The 21,634-nt window shown below is 35.0% G+C and carries 20 protein-coding genes, 1 tRNA gene and 1 pseudogene; 13 read left to right on the top strand and 9 right to left on the bottom strand.

The features are described 5' to 3' along the window. The first annotated feature begins 189 nt into the window (after positions 1-189). The 6 genes from KD050_RS00230 to KD050_RS00255 all read left to right on the top strand — a co-directional run bounded on the left by KD050_RS00230 (position 190) and on the right by KD050_RS00255 (position 3,231). A complete protein-coding gene (locus KD050_RS00230; RefSeq protein ID WP_211894287.1) occupies positions 190-405 on the top strand; it encodes a helix-turn-helix transcriptional regulator in 216 nt (71 codons plus the stop codon). Next, the gene (locus KD050_RS00235) at positions 398-790 is read left to right on the top strand and encodes a DUF2178 domain-containing protein (protein WP_211894288.1); all 393 of its coding nucleotides are present in this window, start codon (positions 398-400) and stop codon (positions 788-790) included. Before KD050_RS00230 ends, KD050_RS00235 begins: the two co-directional genes overlap by 8 nt. Positions 791-950: 160 nt before the next feature. Further along, the gene (locus tag KD050_RS00240; RefSeq protein WP_235753884.1) at positions 951-1,184 is read left to right on the top strand and encodes a hypothetical protein; all 234 of its coding nucleotides are present in this window, start codon (positions 951-953) and stop codon (positions 1,182-1,184) included. 239 nt (positions 1,185-1,423) lie between these two features. Next, positions 1,424-1,708 carry a hypothetical protein gene (locus tag KD050_RS00245; RefSeq protein WP_211894289.1) on the top strand — a complete coding sequence of 95 codons (285 nt, stop codon included), beginning with the start codon at positions 1,424-1,426 and terminating at the stop codon, positions 1,706-1,708. A gap of 191 nt (positions 1,709-1,899) precedes the next feature. Further along, positions 1,900-2,706: a pentapeptide repeat-containing protein gene (locus KD050_RS00250; protein WP_211894290.1), complete on the top strand. Its 807-nt coding sequence runs from the start codon at positions 1,900-1,902 to the stop codon at positions 2,704-2,706. 177 nt (positions 2,707-2,883) lie between these two features. After that, on the top strand, positions 2,884-3,231 hold the full coding sequence (locus KD050_RS00255) for a short-chain dehydrogenase (RefSeq protein ID WP_211894291.1): 348 nt from the start codon (positions 2,884-2,886) through the stop codon (positions 3,229-3,231). Between the two features lie 599 nt (positions 3,232-3,830). On the opposite strand, the gene KD050_RS00260 is transcribed toward KD050_RS00255, so the two are convergent. Together KD050_RS00260 and KD050_RS00265 are read right to left on the bottom strand one after the other, a co-directional pair. Continuing rightward, the gene (locus KD050_RS00260) at positions 3,831-4,208 is read right to left on the bottom strand and encodes an rRNA methyltransferase (protein ID WP_211894292.1); all 378 of its coding nucleotides are present in this window, start codon (positions 4,206-4,208) and stop codon (positions 3,831-3,833) included. An 89-nt stretch (positions 4,209-4,297) separates the two neighbouring features. Beyond that, a complete protein-coding gene (locus KD050_RS00265) occupies positions 4,298-4,840 on the bottom strand; it encodes a recombinase family protein (protein WP_211894293.1) in 543 nt (180 codons plus the stop codon). A 123-nt stretch (positions 4,841-4,963) separates the two neighbouring features. Here KD050_RS00265 and KD050_RS00270 point away from each other — a divergent pair, with 123 nt between their 5' ends. The 6 genes and pseudogenes from KD050_RS00270 to KD050_RS00295 all read left to right on the top strand — a co-directional run bounded on the left by KD050_RS00270 (position 4,964) and on the right by KD050_RS00295 (position 10,744). After that, positions 4,964-6,391, top strand: a complete 1,428-nt coding sequence (locus KD050_RS00270; RefSeq protein ID WP_211894294.1) for a SulP family inorganic anion transporter — start codon at positions 4,964-4,966, stop codon at positions 6,389-6,391. A 12-nt stretch (positions 6,392-6,403) separates the two neighbouring features. Further along, positions 6,404-6,814: pseudogene (locus KD050_RS00275) on the top strand (universal stress protein). Between the two features lie 85 nt (positions 6,815-6,899). Next, a tRNA-Asn gene (locus KD050_RS00280) sits at positions 6,900-6,971 on the top strand. A 281-nt stretch (positions 6,972-7,252) separates the two neighbouring features. Beyond that, entirely contained in the window at positions 7,253-8,923 is a 1,671-nt protein-coding gene (locus KD050_RS00285) for a ribonuclease J (RefSeq protein WP_211894295.1), read from the top strand. 17 nt (positions 8,924-8,940) lie between these two features. After that, on the top strand, positions 8,941-9,192 hold the full coding sequence (locus KD050_RS00290; RefSeq protein WP_211894296.1) for a (4Fe-4S)-binding protein: 252 nt from the start codon (positions 8,941-8,943) through the stop codon (positions 9,190-9,192). A gap of 733 nt (positions 9,193-9,925) precedes the next feature. Next, the gene (locus KD050_RS00295; protein WP_211894297.1) at positions 9,926-10,744 is read left to right on the top strand and encodes a GNAT family N-acetyltransferase; all 819 of its coding nucleotides are present in this window, start codon (positions 9,926-9,928) and stop codon (positions 10,742-10,744) included. A 45-nt stretch (positions 10,745-10,789) separates the two neighbouring features. Here KD050_RS00295 and KD050_RS00300 read toward each other — a convergent pair whose 3' ends face one another. The 7 genes from KD050_RS00300 to KD050_RS00330 form a co-directional block, all read right to left on the bottom strand. Beyond that, complete coding sequence (locus KD050_RS00300) at positions 10,790-11,332, bottom strand: GNAT family N-acetyltransferase (RefSeq protein WP_211894298.1); 543 nt, start codon at positions 11,330-11,332, stop codon at positions 10,790-10,792. 92 nt (positions 11,333-11,424) lie between these two features. After that, entirely contained in the window at positions 11,425-12,453 is a 1,029-nt protein-coding gene (locus tag KD050_RS00305; protein WP_211894299.1) for a LacI family DNA-binding transcriptional regulator, read from the bottom strand. 43 nt (positions 12,454-12,496) lie between these two features. Next, positions 12,497-14,161: a glycoside hydrolase family 13 protein gene (locus KD050_RS00310; protein WP_211894300.1), complete on the bottom strand. Its 1,665-nt coding sequence runs from the start codon at positions 14,159-14,161 to the stop codon at positions 12,497-12,499. A gap of 79 nt (positions 14,162-14,240) precedes the next feature. Continuing rightward, positions 14,241-15,773, bottom strand: a complete 1,533-nt coding sequence (locus KD050_RS00315; RefSeq protein ID WP_211896155.1) for an alpha-amylase family glycosyl hydrolase — start codon at positions 15,771-15,773, stop codon at positions 14,241-14,243. Between the two features lie 34 nt (positions 15,774-15,807). Then, positions 15,808-16,650, bottom strand: a complete 843-nt coding sequence (locus tag KD050_RS00320) for a sugar ABC transporter permease (RefSeq protein WP_211894301.1) — start codon at positions 16,648-16,650, stop codon at positions 15,808-15,810. Further along, entirely contained in the window at positions 16,650-17,930 is a 1,281-nt protein-coding gene (locus KD050_RS00325) for a carbohydrate ABC transporter permease (protein WP_211894302.1), read from the bottom strand. Before KD050_RS00325 ends, KD050_RS00320 begins: the two co-directional genes overlap by 1 nt. A gap of 248 nt (positions 17,931-18,178) precedes the next feature. Further along, the gene (locus tag KD050_RS00330; RefSeq protein WP_211894303.1) at positions 18,179-19,477 is read right to left on the bottom strand and encodes an extracellular solute-binding protein; all 1,299 of its coding nucleotides are present in this window, start codon (positions 19,475-19,477) and stop codon (positions 18,179-18,181) included. A gap of 351 nt (positions 19,478-19,828) precedes the next feature. On the opposite strand from KD050_RS00330, the gene KD050_RS00335 reads away from it, so the two are divergent. Beyond that, positions 19,829-21,574 (top strand): glycoside hydrolase family 13 protein, encoded by a 1,746-nt coding sequence (locus tag KD050_RS00335; RefSeq protein WP_211894304.1) that lies wholly within the window; start codon positions 19,829-19,831, stop codon positions 21,572-21,574. Positions 21,575-21,634 lie beyond the last annotated feature (60 nt).

Below are 21,634 nucleotides of genomic sequence, written 5' to 3' on the forward strand. Positions count from 1 at the left end.
GAATTTAATGAACACTATGACCAATCGCATTGAACTAACGACACAGTTTACTAAGTGAAAATAGTTATGTTTTTAATAACATACAAGACAATGAAGGTGTAAAATATATTTGACACTTTATTTGTCTTGTTTTATTATTTAGGTGTAAAAGGTTTTTTACACCTTGAGAATATGGCGGTGGAATATGGAATGGAAAATAGAATTAAGGAGTACAGAGAAAAAAACAGTTTTTCACAAGGGAAATTAGCAGAGTTATGTAATGTAAGTAGGCAGACGATTAACGCTATTGAGAACAATAAATATGATCCAAGTTTGCAGTTGGCATTTGATATTGCAAAGTATTTAGGAATCACTATGGAGGATTTATTTATACCATTGGTGAATGGAGGAAAAAAGAATGGATAAATCAAAAAAAATCATTGTTATTTTAAGCTTTACGTTATTTTGTATATTAGCGGGAACCACCATATACAGATGGGGGCGATATGGAACTATAGATGGTAATTCTATATTCTTTAGTTTTCTTGCCTTAACATATTTTTTTAATTCTCTTAATTGGGGTAATCACGAAGGTGCTAATGAGAAAGACGAATTAGACAAGCATATTGAAACCCAAAGTGCAAAGATAGGTTATTTTGTGTTAATGGTGTTGTCAGGTTTAATTCTTTTTATCTCTGAAGGAGTAACTAATTTTAATGATATTGAGAACTTTCCATTGCTTATTGTGGTTGGTCTTACATTTGTAACACTTCCGATTACAGAGTTTGTATATTCCAAAAAGTATAAATAATATAACCCTCTAATATTGAAATCCCTTGTTAAACTAATGGAGTGCGGCTGATTTTTCTTGTTGAACTAACGCAATATAATACTTCAACATGAACTATGGATTTTCATGGTAAAGTTAGATAAAATTATGTGACGAAATTTGTACAAAAAGGGGTTTTTACATGGGAAAACGAAAATTATCAATTATAGTATTTTTATTAAGTCTTTTTTCATTACTTATTTCGGTAAAATTATTTTGGAATTTAGGTATTTTTGTTGATGAGTATGGTTTAAGCCCTGATATTGTTGATGGCGGAGGCTTTTGGCTTACAATGGATTGGCTAAGGTTATTATTACTGTTATTGCTATGTGTAGTATCTGGTATTAGTATTTTTAGCGCTACACAAAATAAGTGAAACAAACGTAAATAGGCTAGGTATTATATTACTGCTGAAGCTGGTTTAACATTAGAGTTTCAAAAAATAGGAGAACGAATTATAGTTGATGAAGAAGGAATGGAATATTTTACTTCAAAATATCCTGAGTAATAATATTAAAGTGAATTCCACATAGTTCTTATTGGACAAAAGCAGAGGTAAAATTCAACAATGTTCATTTAAGCTGTGAAATATGTATATAAGAGAGGTTTTCTTAAATGATATTACCCATTTTTATAATATTAGCACTTGCAATTGTTTGTTTATCTTTGTATCTAACTAAGAGGAATAAGTTAAATAGAATAATAAATGGTATTATATTGATATTATCGGTTTTAACGTATCCTTTATTTTTACCTTTGTTACATGAAACTAAGGTGCTTCAAGGAATAGAAGGAACAGCAACTTTAATGCTTTTTTATTTTATTATATTGTTAGGTGGAATTATCACAGTTATTGCAGGCCTTTTCACAAAAACGAAATTAAGTGAAAGTAATAAATAAAAATCCAATACAAGCAATGGGTGGCTCAGTGAAATATAGAGATGATAATATAGCTCTCTTTTCTTGTTTAGCTTAAGATCCAGGTTTGTGGAAGAATATGCGATTAAGTTGGACTGTTGGAAGTTTATTAACTGTTCGCTATTTGGTGAAAACTTGAAAAAATAAAAGTGAATTATAGGAAGTGCTGAAAAATGTTTAATGATTTAAAGTCGGATTGTAATAATTGCTTTGGATTATGTTGTGTAGCCTTACCTTATGGAAAATCAGCTGATTTTCCTTTTAACAAAGATAGTGGAAATCCTTGCCGGAATTTATGTTCAAATAACTTGTGTGCTATACACTACCAATTAAGGGAGAAAGGCTTTCGTGGTTGTGTTTCTTATGAGTGTTTCGGTGCTGGTCAGCATGTTTCACAGTCTATTTATCATGGTAGAGACTGGCGTGAAGATGCTGAATATGCCGAAGAAATGTTTGCTGTATTTCCACTTGTGCAACAACTACATGAAATGCTCTGGTACCTTAAACATGCCTTGACTCTAAAGGAAACCCAATCAATACAAACCAGTCTGCAAATGATTTACGAAAAAACAGTTGAGCTAACTGAAAAAAGTCCAAAAGAAATTTTAGAAATAGATATCGTAGCACATAGAAGCAATGTCAATGCTCTATTAGTAGAGACAAGCAAAATGTATAGAAGTGAGATCAATAATAGAGGCAATAAGAAAAAGATCAAGAAAGATGTAGAATATTTAGGAGCAAATTTAAAAGGGTTAAACTTACAAGGTGAAGATTTTCGTGGAAAGTTAATGATAGCATCAAACTTAAGAAATAGTAATTTGAGAAAGGCTGATTTTATAGGGGCTGACCTTAGAGATGCAGATTTAAGTGGTGCTGATTTAACATATGCTCTCTTTCTTACACAGTCACAAATCAATTCAGCAATTGGGGATATTCATACCAAAATTCCAAATTATTTAGAGAAACCAAGACATTGGTGAAACAAAAGCATTTTTATTTTATTCCACTAACGGTTTGAGACCATCCTTTTGTACTGCACTCCAATTGTTAGACAATATCTAACAATTGGAGTGCAGTTTTTCTATGACCAAATGTTACACTTAAACTTACACAGCAGTTTTGTTAACAAAATGATTCATTATGAGAGGGTGGAGGCTATGCCTTGTGTTCATGAATTTAGGATACTTGATGGTTTAGACAAGTGGAAAGATTACATTGATTATGAACCACACAAATACAACTGTATTTCTGTTGATGATGATATTATGAACAGTGTAAATAAACATTTATCTATCATGAAAACATACTTTCATTCATTTAATCGCCCAGAATTTGGTTTATCTTATTTCGGAATTACAATTATTCCGCCTGAGTCATTATCATTATTTTATGAGATTGTCACGTCTTCAGGGCATTTTAAAGAATCTGTTGAACTTAATATACTGGCTTCGAAAATTTTACAAGCAACTGAACAAAATAAATTTATGATACATTTTGGAATTTGAACTTAATGCTATTGTGTGATTATTCGACTAACGGTGTGCATTAGTTAAAGAAGGATTACTCGAAATGTTCAAACCATTTTATAAAAAATTCTTGATATGATCAAACTATAGGATCCATTTTATTGGAGATAATAGCTAAGTAGAAACACAGTAAATAGTCTCAATTGAAGAGGTAGGGGATGCAAGGAAATATATTAGTAAAGAAATTCTACACTTTTTTTAGACATTCTTGCCCTTGTAAATTTTGTATAAAGGGGAAATGGAAATGCATTCGTATTAAATAGCTGAAATAGAACTGAAACACAAGATGAACATAAAATTTATTTTATAAATGATTTTGCTGCTAAATGAAAAGATCTTGTCATGAAATTCAATTAATTCTTGAGTCTGTGCATTATTATAATGAAGACAAAAGATTAATTTTTATCCTTTTTAAAATACATTTTGTCTTTGCACTAGTGAAAGGAATTTTTAGGCCATTTACAAAAATTTCTCTTTTATCTCACTGTTTCTAGTATACTTCTATAACGAAACGTAACTTAGTATAATATATATTATGACCACATCCCTTTTTTATGATAAAGTAATAGTACTCTTCTTCACTCCTTTTCTATCCTATATCTCCAATTTGCATGTTTTACATTATTTTGATCTATGTACGGAATACTCGCTTCAATTACATCATTTAGATTCAACTTATTGTTTTTAGCTAGTAACCTTAGACTAGCCAGTGTGTCCTTATCACATGTTGTTCGAAATTCTACACGATCTTTTGGTCTATTTTTCTTATCATAAGTTATTGCACTTTCACTTAATATATTTTTAAACCCGTTTTCTAATAAATAGCTAATATGCGAATTTGATTGTTCTGCCATTATTTTAAGCTTTTTTATTAAACTAGCACTTATTCGAGTTTTATATTCTGTTCTAGTTTCATCGACTGTTTGTATTAACTTTCCATTTACTACTTTCCACATGATTTTCACAACTTTCTAATGTTAGATGTTTTTACGCTATATCTATCTATTTGACCGCTCTTATACATATTTTTAGACTTAACCCAGCTTTACTGCTTAAACTGGTCTAAATAGCGATATAACGTGGATTTACTAATACCTGTTTCTTCTTTGATTTGCAGAAGTGTATATTCTTTACTTTCATACATGAAAAATGCTCGATTTAAATTATCATCAGACTTTTTAGGGCGTCCTATTATTTTCCCCTTCTTTTGTGCCTCACGTACACCAAAAATCGATTGATGACGTTTGATTTTTGTTTGAAGTTCTGTCATTAACTCTAATACCTCTATAAGATTCATTGATAAAATATCCTTACTTTTTATGTTTTCATCAATAAATATTACAGTAACTTGGTCTCTTTCAAATACACGCAATAAATCTTGAAAATGTGTTAGAGAATCCGCTAGTACAACAAAATTTTGTACATATAGTTGATCACCATCCGAGAGCTTCATGACTAAGGCTTCTAATTCATGTCTTTTTTTCGTATATGGATGATGCTCTGTGTAGGTTTCTATATTTGGTATATCTTTTAGTTGACACTTCGAGTCTTCATCATTTGTTAATGGTCTTTTATATCCGTATTTCATTTTTCTCCTCCAATTTCCCAAAAACATTCCATTTTAGGAAAAGTCGTGTTATGATATGACAGATTGTCCTACAACTAAGACTTTTGGGACATTATAATTGACTATATCCGAAGGAGAACTTTTATGCAAACATTACAACAACAATGGTTTGGAAATATTAGAGGCGATATTTTATCAGGAATCGTTGTTGCTTTAGCACTTATTCCCGAAGCTATTGCTTTTTCTATTATCGCAGGTGTTGACCCAATGGTTGGTCTTTACGCATCTTTTTGTATTGCTGTTATTATTGCCTTTGTCGGTGGAAGACCTGCTATGATATCAGCAGCTACTGGTGCCATGGCGCTTGTTATGGTCAATTTGGTAGCCGATTATGGCCTAAACTATTTACTAGCTGCAACTATATTAACTGGTGTTATACAGATTCTATTGGGCATATTTAAAATTGCAAAACTTATGCGCTTTATACCTAATTCGGTCATGATTGGATTTGTAAATGCTTTAGCCATTTTGATTTTTATGGCACAAGTCCCTCATATTTTAGGAGAAGGAATCATTACTTATATTTTTGTCGCTGTTACTTTATTTATCGTGTATACAGTCCCCCGCTTTTTTAAAGCGATACCGGCTCCGCTAATTGCCATTATCATCTTAACAGCGATTACATTTATTTTTGGAATAGAATTGAAAACAATCGGCGATTTAGGTACCATTACGCAAAGTTTACCAAGTTTCTTCCTACCAGATGTACCGTTTAATATAGAGACGCTTCAAATAATCTTACCTTATTCTCTAGCTCTAGCAGTCGTAGGTCTTTTAGAATCGTTATTAACCTCTCAAATTGTGGATGATATGACGGATACTAAATCGGACAAAAATCGGGAAGCTCGAGGACAAGGTATTGCCAATTTTATCACTGGATTTTTTGGTGGAATGGCTGGCTGTGCGATGATTGGTCAATCCATGATTAATGTTAAATCTGGTGGGCGTGGGCGTCTCTCAACTTTAGTCGCGGGTCTGTTCTTAATATTTTTAATCATTGTTCTGGGAGATTTAGTTGTAGATATTCCGATGCCTGTGTTAGTTGGTATTATGGTTATGGTATGTATTGGAACATTTGATTGGGGTTCGTTTAAATACGTGGTGACGGCACCTAGGACAGATGCTATTGTCATGCTTGTTACCGTTGCAATTGTTGTGTATACAGATAATTTAGCGATTGGTGTTGTAGTTGGAGTTATTTTAAGTGCACTGTTCTTCGTTGCTTCCATTTCAAAGGTTAAAATAACTGAACAAGATGGGACATATATTATTGAAGGTCCTCTCTTCTTTGCTTCTACTCAGCATTTCGTCCAAACAATCGAACAAGCAACTGCTGATCATATTACAATAGATTTATCTAGTAGCCATTTATGGGATGAATCCTCTGTTGGAGCTATCGTCAAAGTAGTTACGAAGTTAGAAGTACAAGGCAAAAAAATTACTGTAAAAGGTTTAAATCCTGCAAGTGAAACACTTTATCAAAAGTTATTAGGTATATCTACTTCACATTAAGGAGGAAATGCCATGTATCAACATATTCTTTTGGCAGCTGATGGCTCAGAAAACTCTGTTCGTGCTGCATTAAATTAGCAAAAAACTCAATAAATTCTATTTTAGAGTTAGTGATGGTTGTGGATATTGAGAAATCTAAACAAGATGTTCTTCATTCCAGGTCCTCTGAATCCTTATTAATTGAACGTAGACGTAAAATTGCTAACCTTGAGCAATTATTAATTGACGAACATTTAAATTATAAGATAACTATATTAAAAGGGGCACCAGGACCAGAAATTGTTCGCTATGCAAATGAACAGAAAGTAGACATACTTGTAATCGGAAAGCAGAGGATTGAATGGATTACAAGAAATGGTACTAGGAAGTGTTAGTCATACAGTGATGAAACGTGTGCATTGTCCCGCATTAATAGTTAAATAATTTTTCGTTTTTATGTTTTTTGAAAAATACCTTGTATACTTTAATGATAAATAGTTCATATTAAGTTTTGTAAGTCTTCTTCTATTCCAGAGTAGCTCAGTGGTAGAGCAATCGGCTGTTAACCGGTTGGTCGTAGGTTCGAGTCCTACCTCCGGAGTAAATAACTAAAAAAGAATGGTTGGTCGTGATATGTTTCACGATCAATCATTCTTTTTTAGTCATAAGAAAAACCGTTGATTTCCCCTACAGCGGATGCTTTTCGCTCAGTCGATGTAGCGCTCTGCGCCTTTGTTCTCGCATGGACCTCTCTAAGAATTATTAAGTATTGCCCTCCCTTTATACTTCCCTCCTACTCACCTCAAGTAAATTAAAAAGTTCCTTATAAAAATAGAATAAAAGGCAATACTTAGTATAGCTATTTTGAATGGGAGGATAACTATGAGCACTGAAAACAATAAAGTATCGATTTTCGCATTAGGTGGAATAAATGAAATTGGGAAAAACATGTATGTCATACAAACGGATGACGATATTGTTGTAATTGATTGTGGGTCTAAATTTCCAGATGAAACTTTACTAGGAATAGATTTAATCATTCAGGACATTTCCTATTTATTGGAGAACGAGGATAAAGTAAGGGCTTTAATCATTACACATGGGCATGAAGATCATATTGGGGGTATTCCCTATTTCCTTAAACAACTTAATATCCCGATATATGCAACCAACTTAACGTTAGGTTTAATTGAAATCAAATTAAAGGAGCATGGATTATTAAGAAATACACAACTATTTTTAATAGACTCGGACTCCAAGCTAAGACTTGGAACAATAAAAACGTCCTTCTTCCGTGTAAGCCATAGTATCCCAGATTGTTTAGGAATTGCTTTTCATACCTCTCAAGGAACAATTGTACATACAGGAGATTTTAAATTTGATATGACACCTGTAGATGAACAGAATCCTGACATTCATAAGATGGCAGAGCTCGGCCAAAATGGCGTATTATTGCTCCTTTCAGAAAGTACTAATGCAGAAAGACCAGGCTTTACTCCATCCGAACGTAAAATTGCTGAGCATGTAGAAGAAGCGTTTAGAAAAGCACCTAGAAAGATTTTCATCTCCACGTTTGCTTCTAATGTACATCGGGTACAAACAATAGTGAATGCAGCTATCAAGACAAATCGGAAACTTGCTTTATTGGGTAGAAGTATGGTCAATGTAGTGTCCGTAGCTATGGATCGAGGATATTTAAATATTCCCGAAGGAATGCTTGTTGATCAAAATGAAATAAATACAATGAATCCTGAAAACATTGTGATATTATGCACGGGAAGTCAAGGAGAACCGATGGCAGCCTTGTCTCGTTTGGCAAGTTCAAGCTACCGTCAAGTTGAGGTACTTCCCGAGGATACAGTGATTTTCGCTGCTGGGCCAATCCCTGGCAATGAAAAGAGCATAACCAGAATTATTGACAATTTATATACGTTAGGTGCCCACGTTATTTATGGTTCCGGTAATGTCACAGGTATGCATGTTTCTGGTCATGCCTGTCAAGAAGAGCTAAAACTTATGCTCACATTGATGAAACCAAAATACTTCATCCCTATCCATGGTGAATATCGGATGCTACATCATCACCAACTTTTAGCAGAATCAGTTGGCGTAGAACGCAAAAATATATTTATCATTCAAAATGGAGATGTAGTAGACCTTGTAAATGAAAAGGCTGTCCAAACAAGAAGCGTTGAAGCTGGAAATGTGTTTGTTGATGGATTTGGTATTGGAGACGTTGGAGAAATTATATTACGTGACAGAAAATTGCTTTCAGAAGATGGGATGTTAGTTATTGTTACTACATTAAGTAAAGCCAATGGCAAAATTATTTCAGGCCCTGATACTATCTCACGTGGATTTGTATATGGACCTGAATCTGAGGGACTTATACATGAAGTCAATCAAAATGTTCGGTCCACCGTGTCAAAAACAAGAGATACAAATAGAAACCAACGAGTTTTGAAGCAAAACATTAAAAAGTCCCTAGAAAAGCTTTTGTATAGTCGCACGAAACGAAAACCTATGATACTTCCTATAATTATTGAAGTGTAAGTAAAGGAGGTAAAGCAGTGGCAGACACAGAAGAAAACTTAGTTAAACAAGGTTATAAACAATATCATGGGGATGAAATAGACATATACTTTCATCCAACAAAATGCACCCATGCTGCAAACTGTATTAAATACCTCCCTTCTGTTTTTAACGTAAACAAAAAGCCCTGGATTTATCCAAATGGTGCACTTAGAGAAGATGGCAAAAGGGTTGTTCATAATTGCCCCAGTGATGCACTAAAATTTATAGATAAAAGAACCGTTCATTAGAGGGATTCTCTAGTGAACGGTTTTTTATCTATAAAGTATATGGAAAGTAAACACTTGTTTCATCCTACGTTAACAAATGAATAATCCTGTGATTTCCGTTTTAGGCGGACGCCTTCCACGGGGGGAGCGATGAACCATCACCGTAGCTAACGCGTTGTTTGTGATGTTTCATCTGTCTCGCTCATCCCGCCGGAGTCGCCGCTCTTTACTACAATCAATGAAGTGAGTAGTACATTTAGTGAGATTTAGCATAGCCTATCGCTTAGAATGAAGGGATAATAGCAAACTGTATTCGTTGTTGTCATCTGTACTAATTGCCCCTAGCTTCGGTGGCAATTTCTGTATGAATAGATTCCGCCGTAGCGGAAATCAAGGTTGTTTCTATGGCTACTCTCCTTTAAAGGTCCAGGTTTCTTTTTCACCAAGGTTTTTTATTTTCAGAAAAAACATATTATTTTAGTGGGATTCGTTATATATTTATTAAGTGAATTAATTTCATAAAAGCATATTAAAAAGTGAAATCCAAACAAAGTTGATTTCTGCTCCAACGCCTTTGCATTTTTCGAAGCTAGCGTAGCGATGCAGAAACAGGCGGATGCTTTCCACGGCACGGCCTCAATCAAAAATATCGACATTTTGAAAAACGATTAAATAATCGTGATATCACATTTTTTATTGAAACAAGTAATTATGAAATTGTCTCAAAAACATTATTGTTCATAAAGGAGTATCTATGTTAACTACAAAACAATTAAAAGACATCGAAGCACTACAAAAAGAATGTGAAATACATGACAATATTCAGCTTAAGTTAAATTGGGATATGCTAAAAAGTCGTTCCGACAATAATTATGATTTCCTCGTGTATGACCAGGATGAGCTGATCGCTTTTCTGGGTTTATACCCCTTTGGTACGACTGTGGAGGTTTGTGGCATGGTAAAACCACGAGAACGTAGAAAACACCATTTCTCCAAGCAATTTACACAAGCTATAGCTTTTGCAAAGTTACAGGGCTTTCATAAAATTTTGTTAAATGCTCCCGCAGGTTCCGAAGAAGCAAAAGCATTTTTGGAGGCCAATAAAGCAGTTTATAGCTTTTCTGAGCATCAAATGAAATGGGAACAAAAGGATTTAGAAGAAGTTACGGGCTTCGCTTTACGAATAGCTGAACAAAAGGATCTTTCATTACGCATTCAGTTGAATGTCGAATCTTTTGGATTAGATGAAAAAAGTGCTTTAGAAATAGAAAATAGAGTAGATACTGAAATGGACAATAGCGTGTACATTATTGATGTTCAGGAGGATTCTGTAGGTAAGATACGAGTAAAAGTAGAAGATAACGAAGCTTGGATCTACGGATTTTGTATGCTTCCCCACTTCCGTGGTAAAGGAATTGGACGTAAAGTACTGCAATATGTAGTTAAAAAATATTCAACTCTAGGTAATACTGTACATTTAGAAGTAGAAACAGAAAATACACATGCTTTAAAATTATATGAATCAATTGGATTTCAAATTGTTCATGCCCAGGACTACTACACGTATAAATAATAAAACCCTGATGTAGCATTAGAGCTGTTACATCAGGGTTTTATTTTACTTTTTCCAATCACTTGCTAGCATTCCATAAACCACATGATCGACATAATGGTCATATAGCCATTCCGCTTGCCTTACACATCCTTCTTCCTTGAAGCAAAGTCTTTCAGGGATAGCTCTACTTTTTTTGTTTTGTACAGCTGCGCGAATTTCTACGCGGTTTAATTGTAATTCTAATAATGCATAATCCACAAATGCTTCCACTGATTTTGTCATTAATCCTAATCCAACGTAATCATTTCCTAACCAATAGCCTATACTGGTTGATTTGTTGTTCCAATCAATTTTATGGAATCCAATTACACCAGCAAGGCTTCCATCATACCAAATCCCAGCCTGAAAACCGTTATTATCACTAAATTGCTTCATAGTTGATTGGATGAAATTCTTCGTATCGTCAGAAGTCCTCGTAAAATCAATAAATGGAAGCCACTCTCTTAACGTATCCTTAGATTGAATAGTTAATGCGAACACATGTTCAGTGTCCCGTAAATCGAGCATTTTTAAGTAAGTTTTGTCATTTATTTTGAATGAAAACATAGAAATTCTCCTTTTACGCTACATTTTGTTTACATAATAATATTATATATTTATTTTAAGTATATGTACTTCCAACATTTAGGTCTTAACTTTTATTTATTAGGTGCTACATCACATGATTGTCTTACAACTAGTCTATGAGGTACTATAATTCGTTTAACTGGTTCATTTTCATTTTTTAATAATTGAATTAAACTACTTGCCGCTTGGTAACCTAGTTCTTTAATATTTATATCAATAGATGTAAGAGGTGGTCTGGACATCTCTGCAAACAATGCATTATTAAAGCTAACAATAGATACTTCAGCTGGAATATCGATTTGCATTTCAGTGAGTGAATTCACTACACCAACCGCCATCAAATCATCCGTAACAAGTAGGGCTGTTGGGGGAATAGGTCTTCTTAGAAGTGCTTTGACAGCCTCCTGTCCACCTTCACGTAGAAAGTCTTCATGAATAATATAATTCTCTTGCAAATCTATATCAGATGCCTTTAAAGCCTCTTTGTACCCTTGTAAACGGTCTAATGTAACCGTTAAACTTGGACTTCCTCCTATAAAACCAATTTTTGAATGACCAAGTCCTATTATATATTCGGTAGCTTCTTTTGCAGCCATGTAATTGTCGTTATCAACGTGGGTAATTTTATCAACTAGATCATACGGTTTTCCGATTACAACAAAAGGAAATTTTCTTTTTGTTAAATACTCCATAATTTTATCATTAATCATGGAGTAAAGGAGGATAATACCGTCTACTCTTCCACCTTGAACCATTTGAACGACACCTTCATAGGAATCGAGCTCTGTTTTTCCACTAGTCATCTGTAGTGCGTAGTGATTATCGTGTACACCCTCGCTTAATCCTTGTATGACCTCTGAAAAGAATGGGTTTTGAAAAAATACGCCAGATGAGTGAGGTAAAACTAGACCTATCACTTTAGTTGATTGACTAGCTAGACTACGGGCGATAAAATTAGGATGATATTTAAGTTCATCCATTGCGTCCCTTACTCGTTTCTTTGTGTTTTCGCTTATACGGGGGCTGTTAGCAATCACCCGAGAAACAGTCGAAGGAGCAACATTGGCCAGTTTCGCCACATCTTTGATTGTTATCGCCATTAGAAATTCCTCACTCTCTTTCATTTCCTTTAATCTCTTTAATTCACTTATATAAGTATACTCTTACTTCATATGGATTTAGAGAAATAGTCTCTGATAGCTGCTCCGGTGCATCTTTATAATTATATAATAATAGTTCAGTGCTGCGTTGTGGAAGATGTTTTAAACTAAACTCCGAACTATATTGTCTAAAGTTGCATAAAACAATCGCAAACTGATCATCCAGTACACGTGTGTATACATATACATCAGGATGCTCTTCTTGTATTACATCATATTCTCCATAAACAAATACCGGATTTTCTTTTCTTACTTGAATCATTTTTTTATAGAAATGATAAATAGAGTCCTTATCCTCTAGCTGATTAGCTACATTAATCGTCACATAATTCGGATTAACCTTCATCCATGGCACACCTTCTGAAAATCCACCGTTTAAAGAACTCTCCCACTGCATAGGAGTTCTTGAATTATCACGGCCATTACGCCAAATGATTTCCATTACCTGTTCATGCGGTTTACCTTTTGCTATTTCTAAATCATAAAAGTTCTTCATGCCAATATCATCGTAATCGTGAATAGATGGAAACTGAACATTTGTCATTCCAATTTCCTGTCCCTGATAGATAAATGGAGTTCCTTGCATAAGGAAGTAGCAACCCGCTAGCATTTTAGCACTTTCACTCCAATATTCTTTATCATTTCCCCAGCTCGAAACACTTCGAGTTTGATCATGATTTTCAAGAAATAGAGCATTCCATCCTTTTTTGTGCAACCCTTTTTGCCATTTCGTAAGAACTTGCTTCAAAGCAATAACATCTACTGAGTTATTTAGTGCCTTGTTCCAAAGGCCGAGATGTTCAAACTGAAATATCATATCAAATTTCCCATTCTCTTCACCAACCCACTCATCCGCCTCGTCAATCCCTACTCCATTTGCTTCACCGACTGTCATAATATCGTATTTAGCAAAAGTCTCATCCTTTAACTCTTTTAAATACTCTTGTATACCAGGTTGGTTCGTATGCATCTCAAATGACGAAACATATTTTTCATGATTGGGATTTGGCATATCCGGCAATCCATCACGCTTTTTAATATGGCTGATTGCATCTACTCGGTAACCATCGATTCCTTTATCAAGCCACCAATTGACCATTTTAAAAAGCTCATTTCGAACGTCCGTATTTTCCCAATTCAAGTCCGGCTGTTTCGTTGCAAATAAATGAAGATAGTATTGATCAGTCAGCTCATCAAGCTCCCATGCGCTACCAGAGAAAATACTTTCCCAGTTATTTGGTTCTTGATCACCCTTACCATCCTTCCAAATATACCAATCTCTTTTAGAATTTTCTTTAGAAGAACGTGATTCAATAAACCAAGGATGCTCATCGCTTGTATGGTTGATAACCAGGTCAAGAATTAGTTTCATACCTCTTGCGTGTATTTCTTCTAATAACTCATCAAAATCATCTATGTTTCCAAACTGCTCTGAAATGCCCTTATAATCACTAATATCATATCCATTATCTGCATTAGGAGACTTATAAAACGGGCTGACCCAAATAACATCTACACCCAAGTCCTTCAAGTAATCTAATTTAGTAATAATTCCTCGTAAATCACCTATTCCGTCACCATTGCTATCCATGAAACTTCTTGGATATACCTGATAACTGACAGCTTCTTTCCACCATTTTTCTTTCATGATTGAAGTACCCCTCTCGTGCAGCTCTTTCTTTTGTCTGTCTTGACAACTATTTGGTTCGAGTATATCTAATCAGTCTCTATTTCACCTTATTTCGTTTTGATCGATTGAACCAAATGAAAATGATCAATAATAATAAAATAATACTCGCCAACAAAATGCCTGCAGTTAACCGATTGTCATTCTGTTGATCCACTAGCTTATATATTTCGGACTGGCCACTTTCCAAATGAATCGTATACCCATCCTCATCTGGCATAACTAGTCCGCCAGCTAATAATTCTTGTAACTCTTTTCCTGATTCTATCTCTTTCAACATTACGTTTTGAGCTTCCGAGGTATTGTTGATTGCTATTAATATCGTTTCATCAGTATAGGTTCTTTTATAGACAGTCCACCCAGCGTCATCAACTAAAAGCTCCATATCTCCTCTAGTTAGTGGCAGCTGCTCCTGTCTTATTGCACCGAGTTTCTTTATATACTCCTTCAACTCATCATCTGCCTCAAAATTCATCATTCGACGATTATCTGGATCAGTTCCTCCGTCCAAAGCGATTTCTGTTCCATAGTAGATGATTGGAATGCCTGGAGCAGAATACATATAAGTTAAACCAAGCTTTAACCTTTCTATTGGCTCCTGATTTTTCAGGAGTGCTAAATTAGTGAATCGTTGCATATCATGATTGTCGATAAATTGACCAAGCAGTTCTGGACGTTCAAACAATTTATTATTTCGCTCATTATTTGAAAATAACCAACCTAGTGATTGATTGGATTTTTCAAAAGCGGTTCTTAGAGTTCCATTTTGGGAAAAGTCCATAAAACCATCGATACCAGTATCCTGATAACTAACTATGATATTGGGATTATCATGCCATACCTCACCTATCAAAAAGAACGATTCTTTCACTGATTTCACTTCAGTTGAGAATTCTGTCCAAAATTCCTTTGGAACATGTTTTACCGTGTCTAGTCTATAGCCATCGATGTCTGTTTCTTGAATCCACCATTTTGCAGCATCTAATAGATACTTACTAACCTCTGGATTGTCTTGATCTAAGTCGGGCAGATCATATAACCAACCAGTTTCTACTTCTTGTTGGTCATTCCAATTGGAAATGGACTTGTTTTCATGAAACCACTCTTTTTTAGTAGGATCATTAAGCCACTCGTGATTTGGTCCAACATGGTTAACAACAAAGTCGAGAATCACTTTTATATCCAGTTTGTGAGCTTCCTCTACAAGCATTTTAAATTCTTCCATCGAACCAAAATACTCATTTGTTTCATAAAAATCCTTTATCCAATAGCCGTGATACCCTTTATCCATATTCTTGAAAATGGGTGTCAACCAAATAGCTGTAAAACCCATTTCTTTAATATAAGCAAGTTTCTCTGTTATTCCTTTAAAGTCTCCACCATGATACGCAAGTGGATCATTTATATTAGCATCGTGATCATTTCTCGTATCTCCATTATTAAATCGGTCCACCATAATACTGTAAATAACCTCATCCTGCATCTTTCGCTCCTCACTTGCGAGAGCTGTCAGTGGACTTAAAATGGCCATTAAAAGCAATATCAAAACGAATATCATTCCACTTTTTGTCATGGTCATCCTTCGCAACTTCTTTCCTTTATGGTTATTAACCTTTTGTACCCCCAGCAGTAAGACCAGAGATAAAATATTTTTGGAATGAAAGGAAAAGTATAGTAATTGGAATAGCGATCAATACGGACCCCGCAGCGAAAGTAGTAAATTCATTACCAAATTGTTTAGAAATCAATTCGTATAAACCGACACCCATTGTAAATTTTTCTTCCGTGCGTAGCATAATACGCGCGAGTATGAAATCACCAAATGGAGCGATAAATGAAAACAGTGCTACCACTGCTATGATTGGCTTAGCTAAAGGTAAAATGATTTGCCAAAAAATTCGTAAATGGCCAGCTCCGTCCATACGTGCAGATTCATCCAGTTCTTTTGGAATTGTATCCAAATATCCTTTCATCAACCAAGTATTCATCGGTATCTGGCCGCCTACATAAATAATTATTAGCCCGACGTGTGTGTCTAAAAGTTCGGTTCGTTGGGCAAGTACAAAGATTGCAATAAGCGCAGCGAAGTTTGGTATCATTTGTAGGACTAGAAAGGTTAGAAGACCATTTTTTCTTCCGATAAATCGGTAGCGTGAGAATGCATAACCAGTAAACGCTACACTTATAACCGCAAATACCATTGTTATTAAACTAATTTTCATCGAATTTAAGTACCATAAAATATAATTTGAGTTTTCAGTATCAAATAAGTTCATATAGTGCTTAAATGTAGGATTATTAGGAAACATCTTAGATCCTGAAAGACTTTGCCCTGGGTTAAAAGAAGAGCCTACAACCCATAGCAAAGGGTAAATAACTATTATCACTGCAATTAGAAGAATAAGATAAGAAACTGACAGTCTGATAATTTTTTCAGTCTTATTAGTCATTACATCATATCCTCCTCTTTGAATGAATTAGTTCGTTTGAATTGCCATAATGCTACTGCTACAACGATAAGTGATAGGAGCATTGTAATTGCTGCAGCTTTCCCATATTGTCCAGAAGTCATCGTCAATTGATAAATCCAAGAGATTAAGATATCTGTTCCACCAGCATTTTGCCCTGGTATAGCTGGACCTCCACCGTTGAAAAGGAAGATGACATTGAAATTATTGAAGTTAAATGTATACTGTGTAATGAGAATTGGAGCAGTTGCATAAAGCACCATTGGTAAAGTTATACCACGGAATTTCTGGAATATAGAGGCACCATCCACATTTGCAGCCTCGTATAGTTCATCGGGAATTGATTGAAGCACCCCAGTTGTCATTGCAAATATAAATGGGAAGCCTAGCCATGATTGTATTAGGATCAGTGCCAATCTAGTCCATAATTCTTCGGTCATCCAAGGAATAGCGTCAATGCCTAGCATACTGAGTATTTGCGTGTTAATGACACCAAAAGATTCATTGAACATACCTGAAAATATTAAAATCGATACAAATGCGGGTACTGCCCACGGTAAAATTAATATAGTACGGAAAAATGCTTTTCCTTTTAAATCTTTTTGATTGATCACAACTGCGAGAAAAACTCCAATAGCAACTTGTAATGTCGTTGCTCCAAATGTCCAAACAATTGTCCAACCTAGTACACCGAAGAATGTTGATCTCCAAAGATCTAATTTGAATATATCAATATAGTTCTGTATGCCTACCCAATCTACCAGTTTTGCAGGTGGAGAATGATATAAATCATAGTTTGTAAATGATAGTAGGATTACAAAGATAATTGGGAAAATAACTACGAAGATTAATAATAAAAATCCAGGGGAAATCATTAGATAAGGAAAACCGTTATCCAATAGATTATGATACTGCTCCCTCACGCTATTTAATAGGAACCCTTCATCTCGTTTTTTTCCATTGTTATAAGCATCATAAATATTAAATGCATAAATTCCAAGACCGATGATTGCTACCAACAATGCAATAATGCCATCGATTAATAAGAATATGGAATGATCAAGAACCGGTATTTCTCCAAGTGTGATCAGGCCCCAGAATCCCCAGTTTAGCGTTTGAGAGAAGCTACTGAAGAATGCGACCGTTAATACCAAGAAAATGATTCCTTTTATAAACTGTTTATTATAAAATTGCCCAAAGCCTGGGATAATAGATAATAACCCTGCATATTTTCTGTGTTTGGTTGTGACATTACTATTCATCGTAAATGCCGCCTCCTTCTTTCCTTTGAAAGGAGAATACTCTCATATTTTCATGCAAATTTCCTAAAGTACTAATTATAGAAGCAAAGCCATGCTCCCAAAAAGGAAACATGCCTTTGCCTTGATAGAGAATAAGAACGTTTATGTTTATGACATGGTATCTGTCTAGCTTCAGCGCCTAGCCCGCCTGATTCGCTTCAAGATTTCAACGCTTGTCGGAGCTTGATTAGGCGCTTGCGCTTTTGTAGTTAATTCGGATGATTAGTTTCTATATTTGTTTTAATCGTTTTCACTGCATCATCCATTGCAGCTTTCGGTTCTGCTTTACCAGTAGCAATTGTTTGAAGTGCAGATGCTGCAGGTCCCCATACTTCTCCCATTTCAGGAATATTAGGCATAGGAACCGCGTATTGAGATTGTAGTGCTACTGCTTTTGCACCTTCATTATCAGCAATAATTGGATCTTCAATCAATGTTGTAACTGGTGGAATTTCTTGCGTTAATTCGAAACGAATTTTTGCATTTTCTTCATTTGTTAACCATTCCACTAATTTTGTTGACCAGTATTCATGTTCTGTAAAAGCTGACACATGCCATCCCTTTACTCCCATAAATGTTTTCATATGCTCTCCGTTTGGAAGAGTTGGCATTGCTGTAACCCCAATATCGATTCCAGCGTCCTTCATACTTTGGAAAGCCCAAGGACCGTCCATTACAGAAGCGACTTTTCCTTCATTGAATAGACCATCTTTAGCTGAACCGCCGCTTTCCCCAATAATTCCTTTAGGGAATAAACTTTCTGCATACCATTTTTGAATATATTCTGCTCCAGCGATTGCACCTTCATTGTTTAAACCAATATCATCTCGGTCAAGTGCTCCATCATTTTCTTGGAAGACGTACCCGCCCATACCTCCAATAACACCATGAGCAAAGTAGAAGTTATCCCATAACGCTAGGAATCCGAACTGTTTCCCATCTGTGAAATCTTTTGAAAACGCGTATACATCATCCATAGTCTCAGGTGCTTCAGTCATTAAAGCCTTATTGTAAATAAATACAGGTGTTTCTGTAGCTTTTGGTAATCCATAAAGCTTCCCATCATATTTTTGTGCAGTTACTGCTGATTCACTAAAAGTAGAAAGTATTTCGTCACTTACTTCAATTTCTTGAATCAAACCTTCTGTAACAACTTGACCAATTTGATCATGAGGTAAAGTTACTACGTCTGCACCAGTTCCCGAAGGGCCGTCTAAACGTAGTTGTTCACGCATTTTATCTGCCATACCTAATTCTTTAAACTCAACTTTAATACCGTATTCTTTCTCAAAAGACTCGATTGCAGGTTTAAGAGCGATAGATTTATCTGTGTCTTCCCAAACAATAAGCTTTTCCGGTTTTGCAGGTTCTTCCGTTGATTCTGCTCCTGTTTCTGGTTCTTTTTCATCCGTGTTCGCTGGAGTTGTTTCCTCCCTTTTCGGTCCACATGCAACAAGTAAAACAACCGTAATAATTAGCATGAACAACAAAGTTAATGACTTTTTCATTTTTAACCCCTCCTACATTTTTGTTTGAACACTACATCCCAAAGTCGGACAACCGTTTGCACAATTAAATAAAAGAAAGCGCTATCATAAATATTACTTAAAAATCTTCTTTTGCATCTACTAGTGGTCTTTATATGAGATTTGAAGAATAATACTAGCAATAATTTTATGAAAGCGATTGCACAACTTATGGTTTTATTATACATTTATTTGAGAAGGAAACAATCTATTTTTTATAAATTTTTTAAATATTTTATTTATAATTCTCTTTCATCTTGTATCGTGATATGTTGTGCACAAGTATTTGAGTTAAATAAACGTCAAAAAATTTGTTTAATTAGGAGATGTATTATGGAAAAAACAGCTATTTTTCACCGTTCGACTGATAATTTCGCTTATTTACTAAATGATCAAACGCTTCAAATACGGCTCAAAACAAAGCAACATGATGTAAATACTGTGACATTAATAATGGGTGATCCATACATTTGGAGTAATGGGCAATGGCAGTTTTCGGAAACACCCATGAATTTAGTTGGAAACGATGGTTTATTTGACTATTGGGAAACGGAAGTATTTGCAGCAACTAATAGACTACGATATGGCTTTAAGTTGAATTCATCAACAGAGGAGATAATTTATACCGAAAAAGGATTTTATGACAGCATACCAGTAGATAGTGATTATTATTTTTGCTTTCCTTATTTACACGAAAATGAACAGTTCCAAGCTCCAAAATGGGTGAAAGATACTGTTTGGTATCAAATATTTCCAGAACGTTTTGGGAATGCCGATCCTTCAATAAATCCCGATAATGTAAAGGCATGGGGTAGCGAACCTCCCGCAGTAGATAATTTCTTTGGCGGTGATTTCGCCGGTGTTACTGAACATTTAGACCACCTTACTGACATAGGGGTAAATGGCATCTATTTTACTCCAGTCTTTAAAGCTTACTCGAATCATAAATACGATACGATTGACTATATGGAAATAGATCCTCAGTTTGGCGATTCAGATGCTTTAAAAGAACTTATAGCACAATGTCATAACCGAGGTATTAAAGTAATGCTTGATGCCGTATTCAATCATAGTGGTTATTACTTTCCGCCTTTTCAAGATGTCTTAGAAAAGGGAGAAAATTCACCTTATAAGGATTGGTTCCACATCCACGACTTCCCGGTAGTTGGAGGAGAAAAGCCAAACTATGAAGCATTTGGGTTTGTAGAATCTATGCCAAAGTTGAATACTGCTAATCCAGAGGTGAAGAAATATCTGCTTGATGTAGGCACCTATTGGATAAATGAATTTAATATTGATGGATGGAGACTTGATGTTGCAAATGAAGTAGATCAGCCTTTCTGGCGCGAGTTTAGAAAAATAGTAAAAAAAGCAAAGCCTGATATATATATTCTTGGGGAAATATGGCATGATTCCATGCCGTGGCTTAGAGGAGATCAGTTTGATGCTGTGATGAATTATCCGTTTAAAACGAACGTACTCAATCTTTTAGCAAATAATAGTATTAACTCAAAGCAATTCATAGAAAATATGAGTAAGGTTTACTATAGTTACCCAAAAACTGTGTTTGACTATACGTTTAATCTTGTAGGTAGTCATGATACACCAAGAATACTTACGGAATGCGAAGGGAATATTAATAAAACGAAGCAGGTTTTTACTATTCTTTTAACATTCATGGGCACTCCCTGTATTTATTATGGGGACGAAATCGGTCTCACAGGTGCCCAAGATCCTGGATGTAGAAAATGCATGGACTGGAACGAAGAAAATCATCAGCAGGAGCTTAAAAATCATATTCGGACTCTAAATGCACTTCGGAAAAAAGAAAAACTGCTAGCTAATGAAGGCTCTGTAATTTTCCTGCACCCTACTGAGGCAAATGGTATATTTGGTTATAAGAAATATAGCGCTAATAAAACTATTTTAGTCTTAATTAATCCTGGCCCTAGTAAACAAAATTTTACACTTGAAAAAGACCAAACTTATAACATCCTCTATAGTTCAGATGTGGAAATAGAAGCTACTCAAGTTAGTATCGAAGCGGATGGATTTGGAATCATTCAACTTACTCATTAAACGAAATAACCAATTATTCTAGGCAAGCAGGTATTCTTGCCTAGAATAATTTTCACTACA

The organism is Psychrobacillus sp. INOP01, from assembly GCF_018140925.1.
GTDB lineage: Bacteria > Bacillota > Bacilli > Bacillales_A > Planococcaceae > Psychrobacillus.